Source organism: Sphingomonas rustica (assembly GCF_039652585.1).
GTDB lineage: Bacteria > Pseudomonadota > Alphaproteobacteria > Sphingomonadales > Sphingomonadaceae > Sphingomonas > Sphingomonas rustica.
Genome location: NZ_JBDIZK010000001.1, coordinates 161583 through 181395, shown reverse-complemented (window position 1 = coordinate 181395; position 19813 = coordinate 161583). Strand labels below are relative to the sequence as shown.

The 19813-nt window shown below is 68.4% G+C and carries 20 protein-coding genes and 1 tRNA gene; 14 read left to right on the top strand and 7 right to left on the bottom strand.

Going from position 1 to position 19813, the window contains the following annotated elements; all coding sequences use genetic code 11:
• Positions 1 to 2: 2 nt before the first annotated feature.
• Positions 3 to 1010 (top strand): aldose epimerase family protein, encoded by a 1008-nt coding sequence (locus TPR58_RS00820; RefSeq protein WP_346244701.1) that lies wholly within the window; start codon positions 3 to 5, stop codon positions 1008 to 1010.
• Positions 1011 to 1075: 65 nt separating this feature from the next.
• On the opposite strand, the gene TPR58_RS00815 is transcribed toward TPR58_RS00820, so the two are convergent.
• From TPR58_RS00815 to TPR58_RS00805, 3 genes are all read right to left on the bottom strand, one after another.
• Positions 1076 to 2647, bottom strand: a complete 1572-nt coding sequence (locus TPR58_RS00815; RefSeq protein ID WP_346244700.1) for an aldehyde dehydrogenase (NADP(+)) — start codon at positions 2645 to 2647, stop codon at positions 1076 to 1078.
• Between the two features lie 127 nt (positions 2648 to 2774).
• Entirely contained in the window at positions 2775 to 3518 is a 744-nt protein-coding gene (locus TPR58_RS00810; RefSeq protein WP_346244699.1) for a FadR/GntR family transcriptional regulator, read from the bottom strand.
• A gap of 32 nt (positions 3519 to 3550) precedes the next feature.
• Positions 3551 to 3640, bottom strand: a tRNA-Ser gene (locus TPR58_RS00805).
• A gap of 152 nt (positions 3641 to 3792) precedes the next feature.
• On the opposite strand from TPR58_RS00805, the gene TPR58_RS00800 reads away from it, so the two are divergent.
• On the top strand, positions 3793 to 4641 hold the full coding sequence (locus TPR58_RS00800) for a DUF1134 domain-containing protein (protein ID WP_346244698.1): 849 nt from the start codon (positions 3793 to 3795) through the stop codon (positions 4639 to 4641).
• Positions 4575 to 4898: a DUF1294 domain-containing protein gene (locus TPR58_RS00795; protein ID WP_346245109.1), complete on the top strand. Its 324-nt coding sequence runs from the start codon at positions 4575 to 4577 to the stop codon at positions 4896 to 4898. Before TPR58_RS00800 ends, TPR58_RS00795 begins: the two co-directional genes overlap by 67 nt.
• Before the next feature lie 18 nt (positions 4899 to 4916).
• On the opposite strand, the gene TPR58_RS00790 is transcribed toward TPR58_RS00795, so the two are convergent.
• Positions 4917 to 6242 (bottom strand): dihydroorotase, encoded by a 1326-nt coding sequence (locus tag TPR58_RS00790; protein WP_346244697.1) that lies wholly within the window; start codon positions 6240 to 6242, stop codon positions 4917 to 4919.
• 44 nt (positions 6243 to 6286) lie between these two features.
• Between TPR58_RS00790 and ygfZ the strand changes: the two genes are divergently transcribed.
• Positions 6287 to 7012, top strand: coding sequence for a CAF17-like 4Fe-4S cluster assembly/insertion protein YgfZ (ygfZ, locus tag TPR58_RS00785; protein WP_346244696.1), 726 nt, complete (start codon positions 6287 to 6289; stop codon positions 7010 to 7012).
• Positions 7013 to 7111: 99 nt separating this feature from the next.
• Here ygfZ and ctaD read toward each other — a convergent pair whose 3' ends face one another.
• Positions 7112 to 8764 (bottom strand): cytochrome c oxidase subunit I, encoded by a 1653-nt coding sequence (gene ctaD / locus TPR58_RS00780; protein WP_346244695.1) that lies wholly within the window; start codon positions 8762 to 8764, stop codon positions 7112 to 7114.
• Between the two features lie 4 nt (positions 8765 to 8768).
• Positions 8769 to 9908 (bottom strand): cytochrome c oxidase subunit II, encoded by a 1140-nt coding sequence (coxB, locus tag TPR58_RS00775; RefSeq protein WP_346244694.1) that lies wholly within the window; start codon positions 9906 to 9908, stop codon positions 8769 to 8771.
• A gap of 184 nt (positions 9909 to 10092) precedes the next feature.
• Here coxB and pyrE point away from each other — a divergent pair, with 184 nt between their 5' ends.
• The 8 genes from pyrE (at position 10093) to TPR58_RS00735 (ending at position 17112) form a co-directional block, all read left to right on the top strand.
• Positions 10093 to 10674, top strand: coding sequence for an orotate phosphoribosyltransferase (gene pyrE / locus TPR58_RS00770; protein WP_346244693.1), 582 nt, complete (start codon positions 10093 to 10095; stop codon positions 10672 to 10674).
• A complete protein-coding gene (locus TPR58_RS00765) occupies positions 10671 to 11399 on the top strand; it encodes a pyridoxine 5'-phosphate synthase (protein WP_346244692.1) in 729 nt (242 codons plus the stop codon). Before pyrE ends, TPR58_RS00765 begins: the two co-directional genes overlap by 4 nt.
• Positions 11396 to 11896, top strand: a complete 501-nt coding sequence (ybiA, locus tag TPR58_RS00760; RefSeq protein ID WP_346244691.1) for a riboflavin biosynthesis intermediates N-glycosidase — start codon at positions 11396 to 11398, stop codon at positions 11894 to 11896. The genes TPR58_RS00765 and ybiA overlap by 4 nt, the downstream gene beginning before the upstream one ends.
• Complete coding sequence (gene acpS / locus TPR58_RS00755; protein ID WP_346244690.1) at positions 11893 to 12297, top strand: holo-ACP synthase; 405 nt, start codon at positions 11893 to 11895, stop codon at positions 12295 to 12297. Before ybiA ends, acpS begins: the two co-directional genes overlap by 4 nt.
• A 17-nt stretch (positions 12298 to 12314) precedes the next feature.
• Positions 12315 to 13184, top strand: a complete 870-nt coding sequence (gene lepB, locus TPR58_RS00750; RefSeq protein ID WP_346245108.1) for a signal peptidase I — start codon at positions 12315 to 12317, stop codon at positions 13182 to 13184.
• The gene (locus tag TPR58_RS00745) at positions 13181 to 14332 is read left to right on the top strand and encodes an AI-2E family transporter (protein WP_346244689.1); all 1152 of its coding nucleotides are present in this window, start codon (positions 13181 to 13183) and stop codon (positions 14330 to 14332) included. Before lepB ends, TPR58_RS00745 begins: the two co-directional genes overlap by 4 nt.
• 99 nt (positions 14333 to 14431) lie before the next feature.
• The gene (gene maiA, locus TPR58_RS00740) at positions 14432 to 15052 is read left to right on the top strand and encodes a maleylacetoacetate isomerase (RefSeq protein ID WP_346244688.1); all 621 of its coding nucleotides are present in this window, start codon (positions 14432 to 14434) and stop codon (positions 15050 to 15052) included.
• Positions 15049 to 17112: a TonB-dependent receptor gene (locus tag TPR58_RS00735; protein ID WP_346244687.1), complete on the top strand. Its 2064-nt coding sequence runs from the start codon at positions 15049 to 15051 to the stop codon at positions 17110 to 17112. Before maiA ends, TPR58_RS00735 begins: the two co-directional genes overlap by 4 nt.
• On the opposite strand, the gene TPR58_RS00730 is transcribed toward TPR58_RS00735, so the two are convergent.
• Positions 17094 to 18107: a glycosyltransferase gene (locus TPR58_RS00730; protein WP_428835677.1), complete on the bottom strand. Its 1014-nt coding sequence runs from the start codon at positions 18105 to 18107 to the stop codon at positions 17094 to 17096. The two genes, TPR58_RS00735 and TPR58_RS00730, sit on opposite strands and share 19 nt — an antisense overlap.
• A 234-nt stretch (positions 18108 to 18341) precedes the next feature.
• Here TPR58_RS00730 and TPR58_RS00725 point away from each other — a divergent pair, with 234 nt between their 5' ends.
• Both TPR58_RS00725 and TPR58_RS00720 read left to right on the top strand, forming a co-directional pair.
• On the top strand, positions 18342 to 19298 hold the full coding sequence (locus tag TPR58_RS00725) for a hypothetical protein (RefSeq protein WP_346244685.1): 957 nt from the start codon (positions 18342 to 18344) through the stop codon (positions 19296 to 19298).
• On the top strand, positions 19298 to 19813 hold the full coding sequence (locus TPR58_RS00720; protein WP_346244684.1) for a DUF2141 domain-containing protein: 516 nt from the start codon (positions 19298 to 19300) through the stop codon (positions 19811 to 19813). Before TPR58_RS00725 ends, TPR58_RS00720 begins: the two co-directional genes overlap by 1 nt.

Sequence of the window (19813 nt, the reverse complement as noted above, 5' to 3'; positions counted from 1 at the left end):
GGGTGACGCGGGTCGAGATCGCCAACGGGGTGTTTCGCGCCGAGCTTCTGACGCTCGGCGCGACGCTCCGGCGGCTCGAAGTGCCCGACCGGACGGGCCGCAGCGCGAACATCGTGCTCGGCCTGGCCGATCTCGACGATTATCGCGGGGCGCCGCGCTATCTGGGCTCGGTCGTCGGCCGTTATGCCAATCGCATTGCCGGCGGCCGGTTCGCGCTCGACGGGCGCGAGGTTCGTCTGCCGGTCAATGACGGCCCCAATACGCTGCATGGCGGGGTGCCGGGCTTCGACCAGCGCGACTGGGACCTGGTGTCGCACGACGCGACCAGCGCGGTGTTGGCGCTGACCAGCCCCGACGGCGAGAATGGCTTTCCCGGCACCGTCCGGGTCGAGGCGCGATACGAGATGCTGGCCGACGGGCTGGAGGTCACGCTCGGCGCGACTACCGATGCGCCGACCATCCTCAACCTCACCCATCACGCCTATTTCAACCTGGCGGGGGAGGGGCGCGGTACGTCGATCCTCGATCACCGGCTGCGAATCCGGGGGAGCCGGATGACGCCGGTCGATGCGACGCTCATCCCGACCGGCGAACTGGCCGAGGTGGCGGGCAGCGTGTTCGATTTCCGCGATCCCAAGCCGGTCGGCCGCGATATCGGCGTGGACGACGCCCAGCTCGCGCTGGGCAAGGGCTATGACCATAATTGGGTGATCGACCGCCCTGGCGTGGTCGCGACGCTCTACGATCCCGTGTCGGGCCGGGTGCTCGACCTCGAATCGGATCGCCCCGGACTGCAATTCTATTCGGGCAATCATCTGGCCGATGGCCCGCCGGGCACCTCGGGTCGCCCCTATGCGGCGCGCGACGGGCTGTGCCTTGAGCCCCAGCTGTTTCCGGACAGCCCGAACCGGCCGGAATTTCCAACCGCGCGGCTCGATCCCGGCCAGCGCTACGAGCACCGCATCGCGTTTCGCTTTCGCACCGCCGACGACGAGGCCGCCGCCTTCTGACCGCCATATGAGAAAGGGGCCCGCCATCGGCGAGCCCCTTTCCGGATCGACTGGTCGAGCCGAGCTTACAGCGTCGGCTTGCCGTCCACGCGGCGCGGGATGCCGCTATAGCCTTCGCGCAGTTCCTCCGGCAGCAGCGCTTCCGGCAGGTCCTGGTAGGAGACCGGGCGCAGGAAACGGTCGATCGCGAGCGTGCCGACCGAGGTGCTGCGGCCGTCCGAGGTGGACGGGAACGGTCCGCCATGGACGATCGCGTCGGTCACCTCGACGCCGGTCGGCCAGCCATTGGCCAGGATGCGGCCGACCTTGCGCTCCAGCACCGGCAGCAGCTGCCGCGCGAGATCGGTGTCGCCGTCGTCGACCTGCAGCGTCGCGGTCAGCTGCCCCTCGATCGAGGCGAGTACGGTGTTCAGCTCGTCGATATCGGCGCAGCGCACGATCATGCTGGTCGCGCCGAACACTTCCTCGGCATGCTCGGGATCGGCGATGAAGTCCTTCGCCGAGATGCTGAACAGCGCCGCGCGGCCGCAATGCGGACCGCCGGGCTCGGCACCCTGGGCAAGCTGGGTGAAGGCCGGGGCCGACGCCATCCGCGCCACGCCGCTCTCATAGGCGCGGTGGATGCCCGGGGTCAGCATCGTCGCGGCCGGCGCGACGCCCACCAGATCCGATGCGGCGGTGAGGAAACGGTCGAGCGCGGGGCCCTCGATCGCCAGCACCAGGCCGGGATTGGTGCAGAACTGGCCGGCGCCCATGGTCAGCGACGCGACGAAGCCCTGCGCGATCGCCTCGGCGCGTGCCTCGAGTGCGGCGGGAAGCAGGATGACCGGGTTGATGCTGCTCATCTCGGCATAGACCGGGATCGGCACCGGGCGGCTCGCGGCCAGCTTCATCAGCTGGGTGCCGCCGCCGAACGAGCCGGTGAAGCCGACTGCCTTGATCCGCGGATCGGTGACCAGTGCCGATCCGACCGAATTGCCGGGGCCGTTGATCAGGCTGAACACGCCCTTCGGCATGCCGGTCTTTTCGGCAGCGCGATTGATTGCACCTGCAACCAATTCCGCGGTCCCGGGATGCGCCGAATGGCCCTTCACGATCACCGGGCAGCCGGCCGCGAGCGCCGAGGCGGTGTCGCCGCCGGCGGTCGAGAAGGCGAGCGGGAAGTTGCTGGCGCCGAACACGGTGACCGGGCCCAGCGGGACCATGCGCAGGCGCAGGTCGGCGCGCGGCGGGGTGCGTTCGGGCAGGGCATGGTCGATGCGCGCGCGCAGATAGTCACCCAGGCGCAGTTCGCGGGCGAACATGCGCAACTGGCCGACCGTCCGGCCGCGCTCGCCGGTCAGGCGCGCGTGCGGCAGGCCGGTCTCGGCCATGGCGCGCTCGGTCAGCGTCTCGCCCAGTGCGTCGATCTCGTCGGCAATCGTCTCGAGGAACTCGGCGCGCTTCTCGCGCGGCAGGGCGGCATAGACCGGGAAAGCCGCTTCGGCGGCGATGGCCGCGGTCTCGACATCCTCGGTGGTGGCGACGGTGAAGCTCGGCTCGATCTCGGCGCCGGTCGCGGGCGATACCGCGCGGAACCCCTCGCCGTCGCGCTTCACGCGCTCGGAAGCAATGAACAATTCCCCGGTAAGCGCCATGGCTGGATCCCTCCTGTTGGTTCCGCGTCGAAAAGTTAGCGGTAACATGATCTGATCGGGATTTAGGCCCTGGGCGGTCCGGGTTCAACCATCTGCCGATGCAAAAGCGGACTTGGGCGGTGGCCGCTCAGCAGCAGCCGCGGGCTTCCCGCGCGTCGTTCAGCCCGTCGGCGACCAGCGCCGCCATCGAATCATGCGCCCTCTCGGCATCGCCGGCCTCGATCGCCTCCAGCACGCGAAGATGGCCGGGAAGCGCATCGCGCGGCGCCGGCAGCTTGTCCTGCTTGAAGGCGGTCGTCAGCGCGATCGCAGTGGCGACCCCATGGGCCAGCGAGATCACGAAGTCGTTATGGCTCGCCTCGAGCAGCGCCGAATGGAATTCATGGTCGCACGCCCGGCCTTCCTCAGTCGCGAAGCTGTGCCGGCTGACCCCGTCCAGGCCCGACCGCATCCGCGCCAGCTGTTCGGGCGTGCGCCGCATCGCCGCCAGTCGCGCCGCATCGGGTTCGACGATCCGGCGCAGCTCGAACAGGCTCTCGATCAGCGCCTGGTCGGGCACGTCGGTGGCGAACATCCAGCTGAGCACATCGGGGTCGAGCAGGTGCCAGCCGGTTCGCGGGCTCACCTGCGTGCCGATCTTGGGACGGGACTGGACCAGGCCCTTGGCGGACAGGATGCGGATCGCCTCGCGATAGGCGGTGCGGCTGACCTTGAACTGCTCGCTTGCCTGGATTTCGCCGTCGAGCAGCTCGCCGGGCTGCAACACGCCGGTGACGATGCGGATGCCCAGGTCACGCGCAACCGTGCCGTGAAGACGGAGCGACTTGGGCTTGGGCTTGCGTTTGATCGGTCTGGCGATGGGCTGGATCACACCGGCTCCTGTGCGGATATTCGGCAGGGCGGTGGCGGAGACGGAGGGATTCGAACCCTCGGTACGGTTTCCCGTACGACGCTTTAGCAAAGCGTTGGTTTCAGCCACTCACCCACGTCTCCGGACAGGACCGAAGGGCGGCCTATAGCGACGGACTCTGTCCGGATCAACGCCCCGATTGGCGCATTTTCGACTCGAATCGTCGCCTGTTCATTGCCGGGTCAGGCATGGGGGTCTAGCGGGATGGCTGTACGGTCATGTTTGGGGACGGGGAATGAAGCGATTTGGTGCGCTTGCGGCGATGGCGGCGGCGACGCTGCTCGCCCTGGGCTCGGCTCCGGCCTCGGCGCAGGTGACGCGAATCGATCCCAATTCGCAGATCGATTCGGATCTCGACACGCCGCCCGCGGCGCAGCAGCCGGACGATCCCTATCGCGGCGCCGATCCCTCGCCGCCGCGCTATGAGGATCCGTCGCAGGACCCCGCGCGCGATCCCTATCCCGAACCCTATCAGCCGCAACCCGCACAGCAGCCTTATCCCGCGCCGGGCCAGCCCGGCCAGGGGCCATCGACGCGTCCCGGCAGCAGCTACGACATGCCGCAGAGTGCCGAGCAGGCGGGTGCGCGTGCGCAGGCGACCGACACCTTCCAGCAGGACGACCTGATCGGCGCGGCCGAGGGCGTGTTTGGCAAGGGCGCGGCCGGGCTGGCCGGCCTGATCGAGAATATCCTGAAGGAACAGGGCGAGCCCAATGCCTATATCGCCGGCCGCGAGGCCGGCGGCGCGATCGCGATCGGCGTGCGCTATGGCTCGGGCACGCTGTTCCACAAGATCGAGGGACAGCGCAAAGTCTATTGGACCGGCCCGTCGATCGGCTTCGACGTAGGCGGCGACGCCAGCAACGTCTTCGTGCTGGTCTATAATCTTCACGACAGCCAGGAACTCTACAAGCGCTTCCCCGGCGGGGAGGGGCGCGTGTTCGTGGTCGGCGGCTTCTCCGCCACCTATATGCGCCGCGGCGACATCGTGCTGATCCCGGTCCGGCTGGGCGTCGGCTGGCGGCTGGGCGTCAATGCCGGCTATATGAACTTCACCGAGAAGAAGCGCTGGCTCCCCTTCTGAAGGCCGCGGCGGGCGCCGCTGTTGCCGTCAACCTGCTCACCTTCCTGAGCTTCCGGCGCGACAAGCAGCGCGCCGTCGTCGGCGGACGCCGCATTCCCGAGCGGCGCCTGCTCGGGCTGGCGCTGCTCGGCGGAACCCCGGCCGCCTTCGCGGCGCGCGCGATGCTGCGCCACAAGACGCGCAAGCAGCCCTTCTCGGCCTGGCTCACCCTGATCGCCGCGGCGCAGGCGGGACTACTTCTGGCGTTCGCCCTGTAGCGCAGGCCCTGCGGCGGCTCAGCCGAACTCGACCGCCTCGAAGCGGACCGGCGCGCCGATCGCCTGGTTGGCGAGTTCCGCGTCCCACATCACCCGGTTGCCGCGGATGATCGTGCCGATCGGCTTGCCGGTCAGCGCCATGCCGGTGAAGGGAGACCAGCCGCAGCGCGATGCCAGCCAGCTTTCCTCGATGGTCCAGCGTGCCTTGAGATCGACGACGGTGAAGTCGGCATCATACCCGACCGCGATGCGTCCCTTGCCGGCGATGCCGAACACCCGCTGCGGCCCGGCGCTGGTCATGTCGATCAGCCGCTGCAGCGTCAGCCGGCCCTCGGCGACGTGATTGAGCATCAGCGGCAGCAGCGTCTGCACGCCCGGCATGCCGCTCGGCGAGGCGGGATATTCCTTTGCCTTTTCCTCGCGCGTGTGCGGCGCGTGATCCGATCCGATCACGTCGGGAACGCCCTGAACCAGCCAGTTCCACAGCCCGTCGCGATGTGCGCCAGAGCGGATCGGCGGGTTCATCTGGGCAAAGGTGCCGAGGCGCGGATAGGCGTCCTCGCCGGCCAGCGTCAGATGCTGCGGCGTCACCTCGCAGGTCGCGATGTCCTTGTGCTTGCCGATCAGCTCGAGTTCGGCGGGCGTCGTGACATGAAGGATGTGAATGCGCCGCCGGGCCTCGCGCGCCAGGCGCAGGATGCGCTGCGTCGCCAGCATCGCGCTCTCGTCGTCGCGCCACACCGGATGCGATGCGGGATCGCCGGCGACCCGCTCGTCGGCGCGCGCGTTCATCCGCGCCTCGTCCTCGGCATGGATCGCCACCCGGCGATGGCCCGACGCAAGGACGCGGGCGAGCTGGTCGTCCTCGGCGACCAGCAGGTCGCCGGTCGAGGCGCCCATGAAGATCTTGACGCCCGCGGTGCCCGGCAGCCGTTCCAGCTCGGCAAGCTGCGGCGCATTGGCTGCGGTAGCCCCGACATAGAAGGCGTGGTCGCACCACATCCGGTCCTTCGCACGCGCCAGCTTGTCGTTGATCGCATCGGCCGAATCGGTGTTCGGCTTGGTGTTCGGCATCTCGAACACGGCGGTGACGCCGCCCAGCACCGCAGCGCGCGCGCCGCTTTCCAGGTCTTCCTTCGCCTCGAGTCCCGGCTCGCGGAAATGGACCTGGCTGTCGATCACGCCGGGAAGGATATCCAGGCCGGTACAGTCGATCGTCTCCCCGGCATCGCCGACCGATCCGATCGCGACGATCTTGCCCGCGGTGACGCCGACCGCGACATCGGCAGGGCCGCCCGGCAGATGCACGCGTCCGCCTACAAGCTTCAGATCGACGCTAGCCATGATCGCCTCTTTCGCTGGAGTGTGGGGCCTCCTACCTGTTCCCGATGAGCCACGCCACCCTGCTGCCCGACCGCGCCCTGATCCGATTGTCCGGCGAGGATGTGCGCGGCTTTCTTCAGGGGCTGGTGACGCAGGACATGGCCAGCGTCGCGCCCGACGCGCCGCAATGGGCGGGATTGCTGACCCCACAGGGGAAGGCGTTGTTCGACTTCATCCTGTGGGACGGGGGCGACGGATCGATCCTGCTGGACGGCGAGGCCGAGCAGCGCGACGCGCTGCTGCGCCGGCTGACGCTGTATCGCCTGCGGCGCGCGATCACGATTCAGGCGGTGGATGGCGGCGTCCACTGGTCGCGCGAGCCGGGGCAGGGCGTCCCCGATCCGCGCCTCGCCGACCTGGGTTGGCGCTGGATCGGCGCGGCGGCGGGAGAGGCGGCCCCGGACTGGCGGGCGCACCGGCTGTCGCTCGGCGTGACGGAGGGCGCGGGCGAACTCGGCCAGGACAAGACGCTCTGGCTCGAATGCAACGCGCAGGAACTGAACGGCGTCAGCTTCACCAAGGGCTGTTATGTCGGGCAGGAGAATACCGCGCGGATGCACTACCGCGCGAAGGTCAATCGCCGGCTGGTCGTCGCCCCCCTTGGCGAGCCGGGGGACCGGACCCGCGCGACCTATCCCGACCTTGGCCTGATGATCGAGCTTCGCCGGGCCGAGGCACTGGGCGATGCGCTCATGCCGGGCTGGCTGGCCGAGGCGCTTGCCGAGGGGTGAGGGACCAGGGCTGCCACGGCGGCTGACTGCCTTCCGGTGAAACGAAAAACGCCCCGGAGTGTCCTCCGGGGCGTTTCGGTTTCGGCGAGGACGCGAAGCTTAGTGGTGCTTGTCGTCGTCGATGATCGGCAGCGTCTCGAACTGGTGGAACGGCGGCGGGCTGGACAGCGTCCATTCCAGCGTCGTCGCACCTTCGCCCCACGGATTGTCGGGGGCCTGCTTGCCCGCGATCAGCGAGTAGATGACGTTGATGAAGAAGATCACGATGCCGGCCGCCATGATCAGATAGCCGATGCTCGCGATCTGGTTCCAATAGGCATAGGCGTCCGGATAATCCGGGTAGCGACGCGGCATGCCCTGCAGGCCCAGGAAGTGCATCGGGAAGAACATGACGTTCACGCCGATGAAGAACACCCAGAAGTGCAGCTGGCCGAGGAACTCGCTGTACATCTTCCCGAACATCTTCGGGAACCAGTAGTAGAAGCCCGCGAACAGGCCGAACACCGCGCCCAGCGACAGCACATAGTGGAAGTGCGCCACGACGTAATAGGTGTCGTGCATATAGTCGTCGACGCCGCCATTGGCGAGCACGACGCCGGTCACGCCGCCGACGGTGAACATGAAGATGAAGCCGATCGCCCACACCATCGGGGTGCGGAAGCTGATCGAACCGCCCCACATGGTGGCGATCCACGAGAAGATCTTCACGCCGGTCGGCACCGCGATGACCATCGTCGCTGCGGTGAAGTACATCTTCACGTTCACGCTCAGGCCGGTGGTGAACATGTGGTGCGCCCAAACGACGAAGCCGACGACGCCGATCGCGACCATGGCATAGGCCATGCCGAGATAGCCGAACACCGGCTTGCGGCTGAAGGTCGCCACGATCTGGCTGACGATGCCGAAGCCCGGCAGGATCATGATGTACACTTCGGGGTGACCGAAGAACCAGAACAGGTGCTGGTACAGGACCGGGTTGCCGCCGCCCTGGGGGTCGTAGAAGGCCGTGCCGAAATTGCGGTCGGTCAGCAGCATGGTGATCGCCGCGGCCAGCACCGGCAGCGCGAGCAGCAGCAGGAAGGCGGTGACCAGCACCGACCACACGAACAGCGGCATCTTGTGCAGGGTCATGCCCGGCGCGCGCATGTTGAAGATGGTGGTGATGAAGTTGATCGCGCCGAGGATCGAGCTGGCGCCGGCGATGTGCAGCGACAGGATCGCCATGTCGACCGAGGGTCCCGGTTCACCGGAGGTCGACAGCGGCGCATAGACCGTCCAGCCCGTGCCCGCACCCTCGCCGACAAAGGCGGAGCCCAGCAGCAGTGCGAAGGCCGGGATCAGCAGCCAGAACGAGATGTTGTTCATCCGCGGAAACGCCATGTCGGGCGCGCCGATCATGATGGGGACGAACCAGTTGCCGAAGCCGCCGATCATCGCCGGCATGACCATGAAGAACACCATGATCAGGCCGTGTGCGGTGATCAGCACGTTCCAGAAGTGGTAAGAGGATTCGACGGCATGACCAGAAAGCCAGGGCAGCCACTGGATGCCCGGCTCGGCCAGCTCGAGCCGCATCAGGCCCGAAATACCGCCGCCGATGATGCCCGCGACGATCGCGAAGATCAGGTAGAGGGTGCCGATGTCCTTGTGGTTGGTCGACATGAACCAGCGGGCGAAGAAGCCCGGCAGGTGATCCTCATGATGGTCGTGCGCGTGGTCGTGACCGTGCGCGTCGAAAGTCGTTGTGCTCATGGTCTCAGTTCCCTGCGCCGGCGGGGTTCGCCGTGGCGGCCTGGTTGGTGGTCGCGGGCACGTCGATCGCGTTCACGACCGGCCCGGTGCCGTTGGCGGGGGTGGCGGTGTCGTCGGTGGCGTCGCTGCCGGGCTGTGCCGGCGTTGCCGCGCTGGGCTTGCCGACGGCCGGCATCGTGCCGCCCTTGGCACGGACCCAGGCCTCGAACTGGGCCGGCGTCACTGCCTCGACCACGATCGGCATGAAGGCGTGACGCGCGCCGCACAGTTCCGAGCACTGACCATAATAGACGCCCGGCTTCTCGATGGTGAACGACGTCTCGTTGATGCGGCCAGGTACCGCGTCGAGCTTGATCCAGAAAGCGGGGATCGCCCAGGAGTGGATCACGTCGTTCGCGGTGGCGAGCAGTCGGATCGGTACCCCGACAGGCAGCACGACGCGGGTGTCGGTCGCCAGCAGACGGGGGCCGTCCGCTTCGGTGCGATAGCGGGTGCCGGCAGCGACCTGGTCCTTTTCCTTCAGCATGTTCGCGGTCAGCTCGATCCCGCCATGGTCGGGATATTCATAGCTCCAGAACCACTGGTTGCCGATCGCCTTCAGCGTCACGGCATTGTCGGGTGCAGGCTTGAACTGATTGGCCAGAAGCCGGATCGACGGGACCGCCACGACCACCAGGATCAGGACCGGCAGCAGCGTCCAGACCACCTCGATCGCGGTATTGTGCGCGGTCTTGGACGGGGTCGGGTTGGCTGCCCGGCGATAGCGGAAGATCACCCACATCAGCAGGATCAGGACGAAGATCGAGATCGCGATGACCAGCGGGAGCAGGATGGCATCGTGAAACCAATGCGCCTCGCGGCCGTTCGGAGTCACCTGCTGCTGCAGCGTGATATGCCCGTCGACGGGCATGCCGATGCCTGCCTGCGGTGCCGTTTTCGGCGTGCCGTCGGCATTGAGCAGCGGGTCGGCGACCGCAGGTGCGGGCGCGTCGGCAGTTGCCGGAGCCGAGCTGTTGGCCTGTGCGCCACCGGCCGAAGCCTCGGTCGGCGCGTTGGCGGCGGCCGGGGCCGCGGTGTTCTGGGCGGTTGCCGGGCCTGCGAGCGCGAGGCCCGCCGCCAGGACAATCGTGGTCAACCCAAGCATGCGCATCGTCGATATTCACCCTGTTCAGAAGCGCCGAAGCGAGCGGAATCTGCTTACGAAACTTGCCGTATCGTGGGGCCTATACGCTGGCAGGGGGTCTGCTCAACAGCTTTTTGCATTGCCGTTGCGGCACCGGCGCACGAGTCCTAAGTACGCGCCAACCCTGTTGACCCTGGGAGCGCGCGTGACCGAAGACCCGATTCTTGCCGAATTCCGTGACGCCGGTGCGTTGCTGGAAGGACATTTCATTCTCTCGTCGGGGCTGCGCTCGCCGGTGTTCCTGCAGAAGATGCGAATCTTCGAGGATCCGGCGCGGACCGAGCGCGTCTGTTCGCGGCTCGGCGCGCTGATCCGCGACACGTTCGGCGAGGTCGACCTGGTGGTCTCGCCCGCGATCGGCGGGATCATCCCGGGATACGAGACTGCGCGCGCACTCGGCTGCAAGGCGGTGTTCGTCGAGCGCGAGGACGGCGAGTTCCAGCTGCGCCGCGGCTTCGAGATTCCCGAGGGCGCCCGGATCGTGATGGTCGAGGACATCGTCACCACCGGCCTGTCGTCGCGCGAATGCATCGCCTCGATTCGCAAGTTTCCGGGCACGCTGCTCGGCGCGGCCTGCATCGTCGACCGGTCGAACGGCACCGCCGATATCGGCGTGCCGCTGGTCTCGCTGCTGAAGATGGACGTGCCCGCCTATCCGGCCGACCAGCTGCCGCCGGAGCTGGCGGCGATTCCCGCGATCAAGCCCGGAAGCCGCGTGACGGCGTGAGCGGCAAGCTGCGCCTGGGGGTCAATATCGACCATGTCGCCACGGTGCGAAACGCACGCGGCAGCGGCTATCCCGACCCGGTCCGCGCCGCGCTGCTCGCGGCCGAGGCCGGGGCCGACGGCATCACCGCGCATCTGCGCGAGGACCGCCGCCACATCACCGACGACGACATCGCGCGCCTGTCGACCGGGCTGACCGTGCCGCTCAACCTGGAGATGGCGGCGACCGAGGAGATGCTGGCGATCGCGCTGCGTCATCGCCCGCACGCGGTGTGCATCGTGCCCGAGAAGCGCGAGGAGCGCACCACCGAGGGCGGGCTCGATGCCGCGGGCCAGCACAACCACCTCGCGCCGATGATCGCGCAGCTGAACGATGCCGGATGCCGCGTCAGCCTGTTCATCGAACCCGATCCGCGCCAGATCGAGGCCGCGCTGCGCCTGCGCGCGCCGGTCGTCGAACTGCACACCGGCCGCTACGCCGAACTCGAGGGCCCGGCTCAGGCGGAGGAACTGCGTCGACTCGCCGACGCTGCCGCGCTGGCGGCCAAGAACGGGATCGAGCCGCATGCCGGCCACGGCCTGACCTTCGACAATGTCGTGCCCGTCGCCGCCATCCCGCAGCTGGCCGAGCTCAATATCGGCCATTTCCTGATCGGCGAGGCGATCTTCGACGGCCTCGCGCCCGTCGTGATGCGCATGCGCGCGCTGATGGACGAAGCGCGGTGAGCGAGGAACGGTTCACCTTCTTCTGGAACGATCCCTTTTCGCAGTGGCATCCCAGCCCGTTCGAGATCGATGGGACGCGCTACGTCACCGCCGAGCAATATATGATGGCGGAAAAGGCGAGGCTGTTCGAGGATCAGACGACGCTTGCCGAAATCCTGGCGACGGACAGCCCGCGCGAGCAGAAGGCGCTGGGCCGCCGCGTCGCCAATTTCGACGCGGAGCGGTGGAATGCCGTCGCGCGCGAGATCGTTCTGAAGGGCAATCGCGCCAAATATGCCGCGAATCCCGACCTCAAGGCGCTGCTGCTCGAAACCGCCGGCACGACGCTGGTCGAGGCGAGCCCGTTCGACCGGATCTGGGGCATCGGCCTGGCCGCGGATGATCCAGCCGCCCTCGACAGGAGCCGTTGGCGCGGGACCAACTGGCTGGGAGAGGTCCTGACGCGGGTCCGCGACGAGTTGATCACCGAGGCTGCGTCCGCCGGAGAAGAGTCATGATCGTCGGCCTGGGTTCCGACCTGTGCAATATCGAGCGGATCCGCAACTCGCTCGAGCGGTTCGGCGAGCGGTTCGAAAATCGCGTCTTTACCGAGGTCGAGCTGGGCAAGGCCCGACGCCGGCCGCACACCCGCGCCGCCACGCTGGCCAAGCGGTTCGCGGCCAAGGAAGCCTTTTCCAAGGCCGTGGGAACGGGGTTCCGCCGCGGCGTGTTCATGAAGGATATCGGCGTGGTCAACGCGCCGTCGGGTGCTCCGACGCTGGCGCTGGCCGGCGGGGCGCAGGCGGCGCTCGACCGGCTGATCCCCGATGGCCATGAGGCGCGCGTGCACCTGACCCTGACCGACGACGACCCCTGGGCCCAGGCCTTTGTCGTGATCGAAGCGATCCCGATCGCGTGATCGCCGAAAGCCCCGAATTGACCGCACCCGATATCGTCCTGACCCGAAAGCGTCCCCCCCGTCGAACCGACTGGTGGGCGGAGGTGCGCGGCGTCTTCTGGCTGGTGATCGCGGTGCTGGGCTTCCACAGCCTGATCGCCAAACCCTTCTACATCCCGTCCGAATCGATGCTGCCCGGCATGCTGGTCGGTGATCGGCTGGTGGTGACCAAATATCCCTATGGCTATTCGTTCGTCACCCCGACCTTCCACCTGCTGCCGTTCATGAAGGGCAGGCTGTTCGGCCATATGCCCGAGCGCGGCGACGTGGTGATCGTCACCCCGCCGGGATCCGATACCGACTATATCAAGCGCGTGGTCGGCCTGCCGGGCGACCGGCTGGCGGTGCAGGGCGGGATCCTGTTCCTCAACGGCAAGCCGGTGCCGCGGCGCTATACGGGCGACCGGCTGATCCCGATCGATGGGAACACGCGCTGTGACCCGATCGAATATCCCGGGCGGCGGGTCGAGGGCGCCGACGGCAAGCCTTATTGCAGCCTGCCGATCTATCGCGAGACGCTGCCCAACGGCGTGTCCTACGATACGGTCGACCTGGGCGTGATGCCGAACGACACCTATGCCGAGCGGACCATTCCCAAGGATCATGTGTTCCTGATGGGCGACAATCGCGATCGCAGCGCCGACAGCCGCTACCCGCTCGAGCTCAAGGGGCTGGGCGGGCCGGTGCCGTGGGAGAATATCGGCGGCCGCGCCGAATTCATCACCTTCTCGCTCGACGGCAGCGCCAGCTGGAACCCGCTCACCTGGTTCGGATCGCTCCGCCCCGGCCGCACCGGCCAGTCGCTTCACCCGAGCGCCACCCCGACTCCGGCGCCGGCCGCGCCATGAGCGACGAATCGGCCCGGACCGCAGCGGCCGAATCGGTCGATATCGTCCACGAGCCCGGGCCCAACGAGATGCGCGACCCGGTCGTGCGCGCCGAACTTCGCCGCGCCTCGGTGTGGTTCGGCCTGGCGATCGGCATCGCCCTGATCGTGCTGCTGATCCAGCCGCTGCTGATCATCTTCGGCGCGCTGGTGTTCGCCTCGATGCTGGACGGCGGCGTGCGCCTGCTCGGCAAGGTCGCGCCGCTGCCGCGCGGGCTGCGGCTGCTGATCGTCGTGGTGCTGGTGGCCGTCTTCGTCATCGGTACCTTCTATCTGGCCGGCGTCCAGATCGCCCAGCAGGTCGAGCAGCTGCGCTCGACGCTCGACGTCCAGGCGCAGCGGGTGACCGGCTGGATCGCGCAGACGGGGCTGATGCCCGGCCGGTCCGACCTGACCGGCATCGCCCAGCAGGCGCTGGGATCGATCGGCAAGCTCACCTCGGCGGTCGGCACCGTGCTCGGCGTCGCCGGCAGCTTCCTGATGATCGTGACGATCGGCCTGTTCATCGCGATCGAGCCGCGGCTGTACGAGCGTGGGCTGCAATGGATGGTGCCGATCGATGCGCGCGACGAGTTCGCCGTCACGCTCGCCCGCATGGCGCGCACGCTGCGCGTGCTGCTGGCCGGGCGGCTGCTCGGCATGTTGTTCGAAGGGACGCTGACCTGGCTGCTGCTCTGGTATGCCGGGGTTCCGATGGCGCTGCTGCTGGGGATCATCACCGGCATCCTCGCCTTCGTGCCCAATATCGGCGCGTTCGTCTCGGGCGTGCTGATGGTCTCGGTCGGGTTCAGTGCCGGCTATGAACAGGGGCTTTGGGCGATCGGCATCTATTTCGGGGTCCAGACCTTCGACGGCTATGTCCTGATCCCGCTGGTGGCGAAGCGCACCGTCGACCTGCCGCCTGCCCTGACCCTGTCGGCGCAGATCCTGGCCAGCACGCTGTTCGGCCTCATGGGCCTGGCCCTCGCCGATCCGATGGTCGCGATGATCAAGGTCGCGCTGCAACGCGAATCGGAACGCGCGGCAAAGGCGGGCATCGCCCGCGAGCGCCGCTTCCGCTGGCGCCGCGACGCCGCCGAGGAAGCGGCGGAGCGGGGATCGGGCAGCTAGGAGACCGTTTGGGGATGCGCCTGTGGGCGCCTTGCGGGCCGGTGCCGGACCAAAAATCGCCCTTTCGCGATTTTTCAAACAGTCGCTAAGGCCAAGGCCATGCTGCTCCACGATTATTTCCGCTCCTCCGCCGCCTATCGGGTGCGCATCGCGCTGAACCTCAAGGGACTGGCCTATGAGCGGCGCGACGTCATGCTGCTCGAGAATCAGCAGCGCAGCCCGGAGCATCTGCGGCTGAACCCGCAGGGGTTCGTCCCCGCGCTGGAGGTCGATGGGCTGGTGCTGACGCAGAGCCTGGCGATCATCGACTGGCTCGATGCGACCCATCCCGACCCGCGGCTGATCCCCTCCGATCCGGCCGCCCGCGCCGCGGCGATCGCCCAGGCGCTGGTGGTCGGCTGCGACGTGCATCCGCTGAACAATCTCAGGGTGATGCGCTATCTCGGCCGCGAGCTGGGCGCGGACGAGGAGCAGCGCAACGCCTGGACGCGCCACTGGATCGCCGAGGGGTTCGGGGCGCTGGAGGCGATGGCCGGCGACCGCGATTATCTCGGCGGCGACGCGCCGGGCATCGCCGACATCTTCCTGGTGCCGCAGATGTACAATGCCCGCCGGTTCGAGGTTCCGCTCGACGCCTTTCCCCGGCTCGTCGCGATCGATGCGGCGGCACAGGCGCTGCCCGCATTCGCCGCCGCGCATCCCGATCGCACCGCGACGTGAGGCGGATCGCAGGGCTGGTCGCCGCCGGCCTGGTCGTGCCCGCCGCTGCCCAGGCGCAGCAGCAGGACGGCGAGCCGGTGGCGGAGATCGTCGTCACCGGGCGAGGGCTCGACGCGCCGCCGGGGGAGGCGGCCTATGCCGTCACGACGATCGATGCCGAGCGGCTGGCGGGCACGGCGAGCAACCGCCTCGACGATGCGCTGCGCGACGCTGCCGGCCTTGCTCAGTTCCGCCGTTCCGATTCGCGCTCGTCGCATCCGACCGCCCAGGGGATCACCTTGCGCGGCCTCGGCGGCAATGCGTCCAGCCGCGCCTTGCTGCTGCTCGACGGCGTGCCCCAGGCCGATCCGTTCGGCGGCTGGGTCGCCTTCCCGGCCTATCTGCCGTCGCGGCTGGCGGCGGTGCGGATCACCCGGGGCGGGGGCAGCGGCTATGCCGGTCCAGGCGCGCTGGCCGGTACGATCGAATTGATCAGCGCGACCCGTCTACCGCTGGCGGCGCAGCTTGCCTATGGCAACCGCGACAGCATCGATGCCAGCCTGGTCGCCTCGGCCGGCAACGACCGTGGCTTCGCGATGGTCGCCGCCCAATATGCGCGGGGCGACGGCTTCATCCCGATCGTGGAGGAGGATCGCGGGCCGGTCGACCGGGCGGCGCCCTATGAACAGGCCAGCCTCGCCCTGCGCGGGGTCATCGACCTTGGCGGTGCTGAGCTTCAGGCGAACCTGTCGGGCTTCCGCGACCGGCGCGATCGCGGCATCGACTTCACGCCGGTGGCAAGCGACGGGGTCGATGCCAGCCTGCGCATCGTCGGGCGAGGCGACTGGGCATGGTCGGCGCTTGCCTATGTCCAGGCACGCCAGTTCGCGAGCGGCTTCGCCAGCGTCAACGACGGCCGGACCGTCGCCACCCCGACGCTCGACCAGTATAGCGTGCCGGCGACCGGCATCGGCGGCCGGATCGAGATCGCCCCGCCGCTGGGCGGCGGCGCGACGCTGCGCGTCGGGCTCGACGTGCGCGCGACCGAGGGCCGGACGCAGGAGCGCTACACCTATGTCGCGGGTGCGCCGACCCGGCGGCGCGAGGCGGGCGGGCGCAGCGCGACCTATGGCGGTTTTGCCGACCTGAGCTACGAGGCCGGGGCGCTGACGCTCAACGCCGGCGGCCGGCTGGACGGCTGGACGATTGCCGGCGGCATGCTGCGCGAAACCCCGCTGGCGGGCGGGGCGGCGCTGACCGATCTGACCTTTGCCGATCGCAGCGGCATCGAGGCGACCGGGCGGCTCGGGGCCGCGCTCCGCCTGGACGACGCGGTGGCGGTGCGCGCGGCCGGCTATCGCGGCTGGCGGCTGCCGACCCTGAACGAGCTGTACCGCCCCTTCCGCGTCGGCGCCGATGCGACCGCCGCCAATGCCGCGCTCGATCCCGAACGGCTGATCGGGGCGGAGCTGGGGCTCGATCTCACGCCGCTGCCCGATGTCACGCTGCGCACCACCGGCTATTGGAGCCGGATCGACGGTGCGATCGCCAATGTGACCGTCGCCACCGGCCCGGGCAATTTTCCCGGCGTCGGCTTCGTGTCGGCTGCCGGGGTCTATCGCCGGCGCGAGAATCTCGATGCGGTCGAGGCTCGCGGGATCGAGAGCGACATCCGCTGGCAGCTCGGGTCGTTCAGCGTGGGCGCATCCTATGCCTTCACCGATGCGCGGGTGCGCGGTGCCGGGCTGTCCGCGCCGCTGGACGGGCTGCGCCCCGCCCAGACGGCGATGCACCAGGGGTCGGCGACGCTCGGTTGGGCGCGGGGCGGCAAGGGCGCGTCCTTGACCGCGCGCTATGTCGGGCCGCAGTTCGAGGACGATCAGAACCAGCGCCAGCTTCGCGGCGCGTTCACGCTCGACGGGGCGGTTCGCATGCCCGTGACCGGCGGCCTGGCGGTTCAGCTTCGCGGCGAGAACCTGTTCGACGCGCGGGTCGAGGCCGGGATCAGCGGCCCCGGGCTGGTCGAGCGCGCGAGCCCGCGGACGCTGTGGATCGGGCTGAGCTACGCCGGCGCGCGCTGAGCGACCCGGTCGAACAGGTCGAGATAGGCCGACACCGGGTCGCTGCCGTCGGGCCCGACGGGGCTCGGACGGACGGCATCGGGGCGGAGCCATCGATCCAGCGCGGCGACCAACGCATGCCGGTCGTCACGCGCCACCACATCGCCGTGGCCGGGGCCGGCGATGAGCTCGCGCACCGCCACGCTCGACTCGGTCGCCACCACCGGGGTGCCCAGCGCCAGCGCTTCGCGAATCACCCCCGGCACGCCTTCATAGTCGGAGGTGAGCGCCAGCACCGCGGCATCGCGCAGCGCCGGGAGCGGATCGGCGGCATGGCCGGGCAGGGACACCCGCGACCCCAGCCCCAATGCCGCGACCTGCGCCTCCAGCGCGCCGCGAAGGCTCCCTTCGCCCAGGATCAGGAGCCGTACATCGCCGCGTTCGAGCGACGGGAGCGCCTCGATCAGCCGGTCCCACCGCTTCTGCGGCTCCAGTCGGCCGATCCCCAGCAGGAACGGGCGATCGGGCAGGGCGAGGACGGGCGCGCCCGGGATCGGGACGGCAGGCGGATTGGGAATGACGCTCACCCGGTCGGAGTGCAGCCGCATCTCGCGCCGCGCTTCCGCCGCGGTCGCCGGGGTCATCGCGACGACGTGATCGAGGAACCGGCGATGCAGGTGCAACCAGCGGCGATAGCTCCAGGCGGACAGGCCCGTCATGTCGGGCCGCACCAGCGCATTGGAGATCTTGGCGACGATCGGCGGCGTCCCGCGGCCCAGCTTGAGCCGCACGAAGCCTGCGACGGCGGAATAATGATTGCCCGGGCAGAACAGGATATCGGGCCGCTCGCGCCGCGCGATATCCGCCACCGCGCGGGCCAGTGCCGCATAGCTGCCATCGTTCAGGCGATGGACCGTCACCCCTTCGGGAATCTCGCGCGCCAGCGGACCGTCGCCATCGCCGATGATCAGCGTCACCCGGCGCCCCGCACGCTGCCAGCCCAGCGCCAGACGCATCAGCGCGCGTTCTACCCCGCCCCCCTGCAATCGTTGCGCAAACGACAGGATATGATGCGCTTCGCCTTGTTTGCGCTGCAGCATGGTCTTGCGAGACGCCTTTCTAACGCCCAAATCCACCCCCAAGGAAACCGCAATCTGTTTCCAGTGGGAGGTCGCGGACCCCAATGGAATATACGCAGTTGATGCCGATCGTGTCGCGAATGTTTCATCTCGAAGCGGAATTTTGGCTTGGTGACTAGTCCCGGAACCGACGCCTCGTTGACCAATCCGGTCGATGCGGCGCTGCAGAACACGCCCGACCTTGCGGGACTGGAACCGATCGAGAAGATCAAGCGCCGCTGGCCGCTGGCGGTGGCCGGTGTCCTGACGGTGCTGATGATCGCCGCGCTCGGCCGCGAACTGTTCGGATCGGGGCTGGCGGGATTGCAGCAGACGATCCCGACCCATCCGCTGTTCTACGTCGCGATCGCGATCTTCTATCTCGGGCCGCCGACCTTCGACTATCTCATCTACCGCCGTCTCTGGGGCATTCCGCTCAGCGGGATGGCGGCGCTTCACAAGAAGCGCATCGCGAACGAGGCAGTGGTCGGCTATTCGGGCGAGGCCTATTTCTACGCCTGGGCGCGCCAGCGGACCCAGATGGTCGCGGCCCCGTTCGGCGCGGTGAAGGACGTGACGATCCAGTCGGCGATCGCCGGCAACGTCTTCACGCTCCTGCTGATCCTGCTGCTGATCCCGTTCATGGACATGCTGCCGCGCGACATCGTCAACCCGAAGACGGTTGCGATTTCCGCGGCGGTGATCATCGCCATGTGCCTGCCCTTCGTGCTGTTCTCGAAGCGCGTCTTCTCGCTGCCGCGCGGCAGGCTGGTGTGGATCTTCTCGATCCACATGCTGCGGCTCAGCGTCGGCACGATGTCGCTCGCCTTCGCCTGGCATTTCGCCATGCCCGAGGTCGCGGTCGGCACCTGGCTGTTCCTTGCGGCAGTCCGGATGCTCGCCTCGCGTGTGCCGCTCTTGCCGAACAAGGAAGCGATTTTCGCCACCGCGACGATCTGGCTGATCGGGTCCGGGGATTCGCTCAGCGAGCTGATGGCACTGGTCGCGGCGCTCAGCCTGCTGGCGCACATCGCCCTGCTCGGCGTGTTCAGCGTACAGTCAGCCGCGAAGCGCTTAGGCTGGATATGATGAAAATAGTTCCTCAAGCATTTGTTATCGCGGGCGTTTTTGCTGCGATCCCGGCTGCGGCCCAGTCTCCCCAGCCGGCCACTGCGTCCTGCTCTGCCCAGGGCGGACCGGCGATCCGCGTATCGGTCGTCGGCCTGCAGGACCGCGCCGGTCGCCTGAAACTCGAACTCTATCCCGCAACCGAGGCCGATTTCCTGAAGGACGATCGCGACCTGGTGAAGGAGCACAAGGACTTCGCCCGAATCTGGGCGCAGACGCCGCAGAGCGGCGCAGTCAATCTGTGCATCCGCGCGCCGCGCGCCGGTCGCTTCGCGATCCTCTTCACCCATGACCGCGACGGCAAGAACAAGTTCAACATCTGGAAGGACGGCGTCGGCGTCGTCAGCGGCCAGAAGATCGGGCGCAGCCGCCCCAAGGTCGGCCAGGCGATCGTGAACGTGCCGGCGACCGGCACCTCGATCACGATCCGCGCGCAATATGTCAGCGGACTCGCAGGTTTTTCTCCGGTGAAGTAA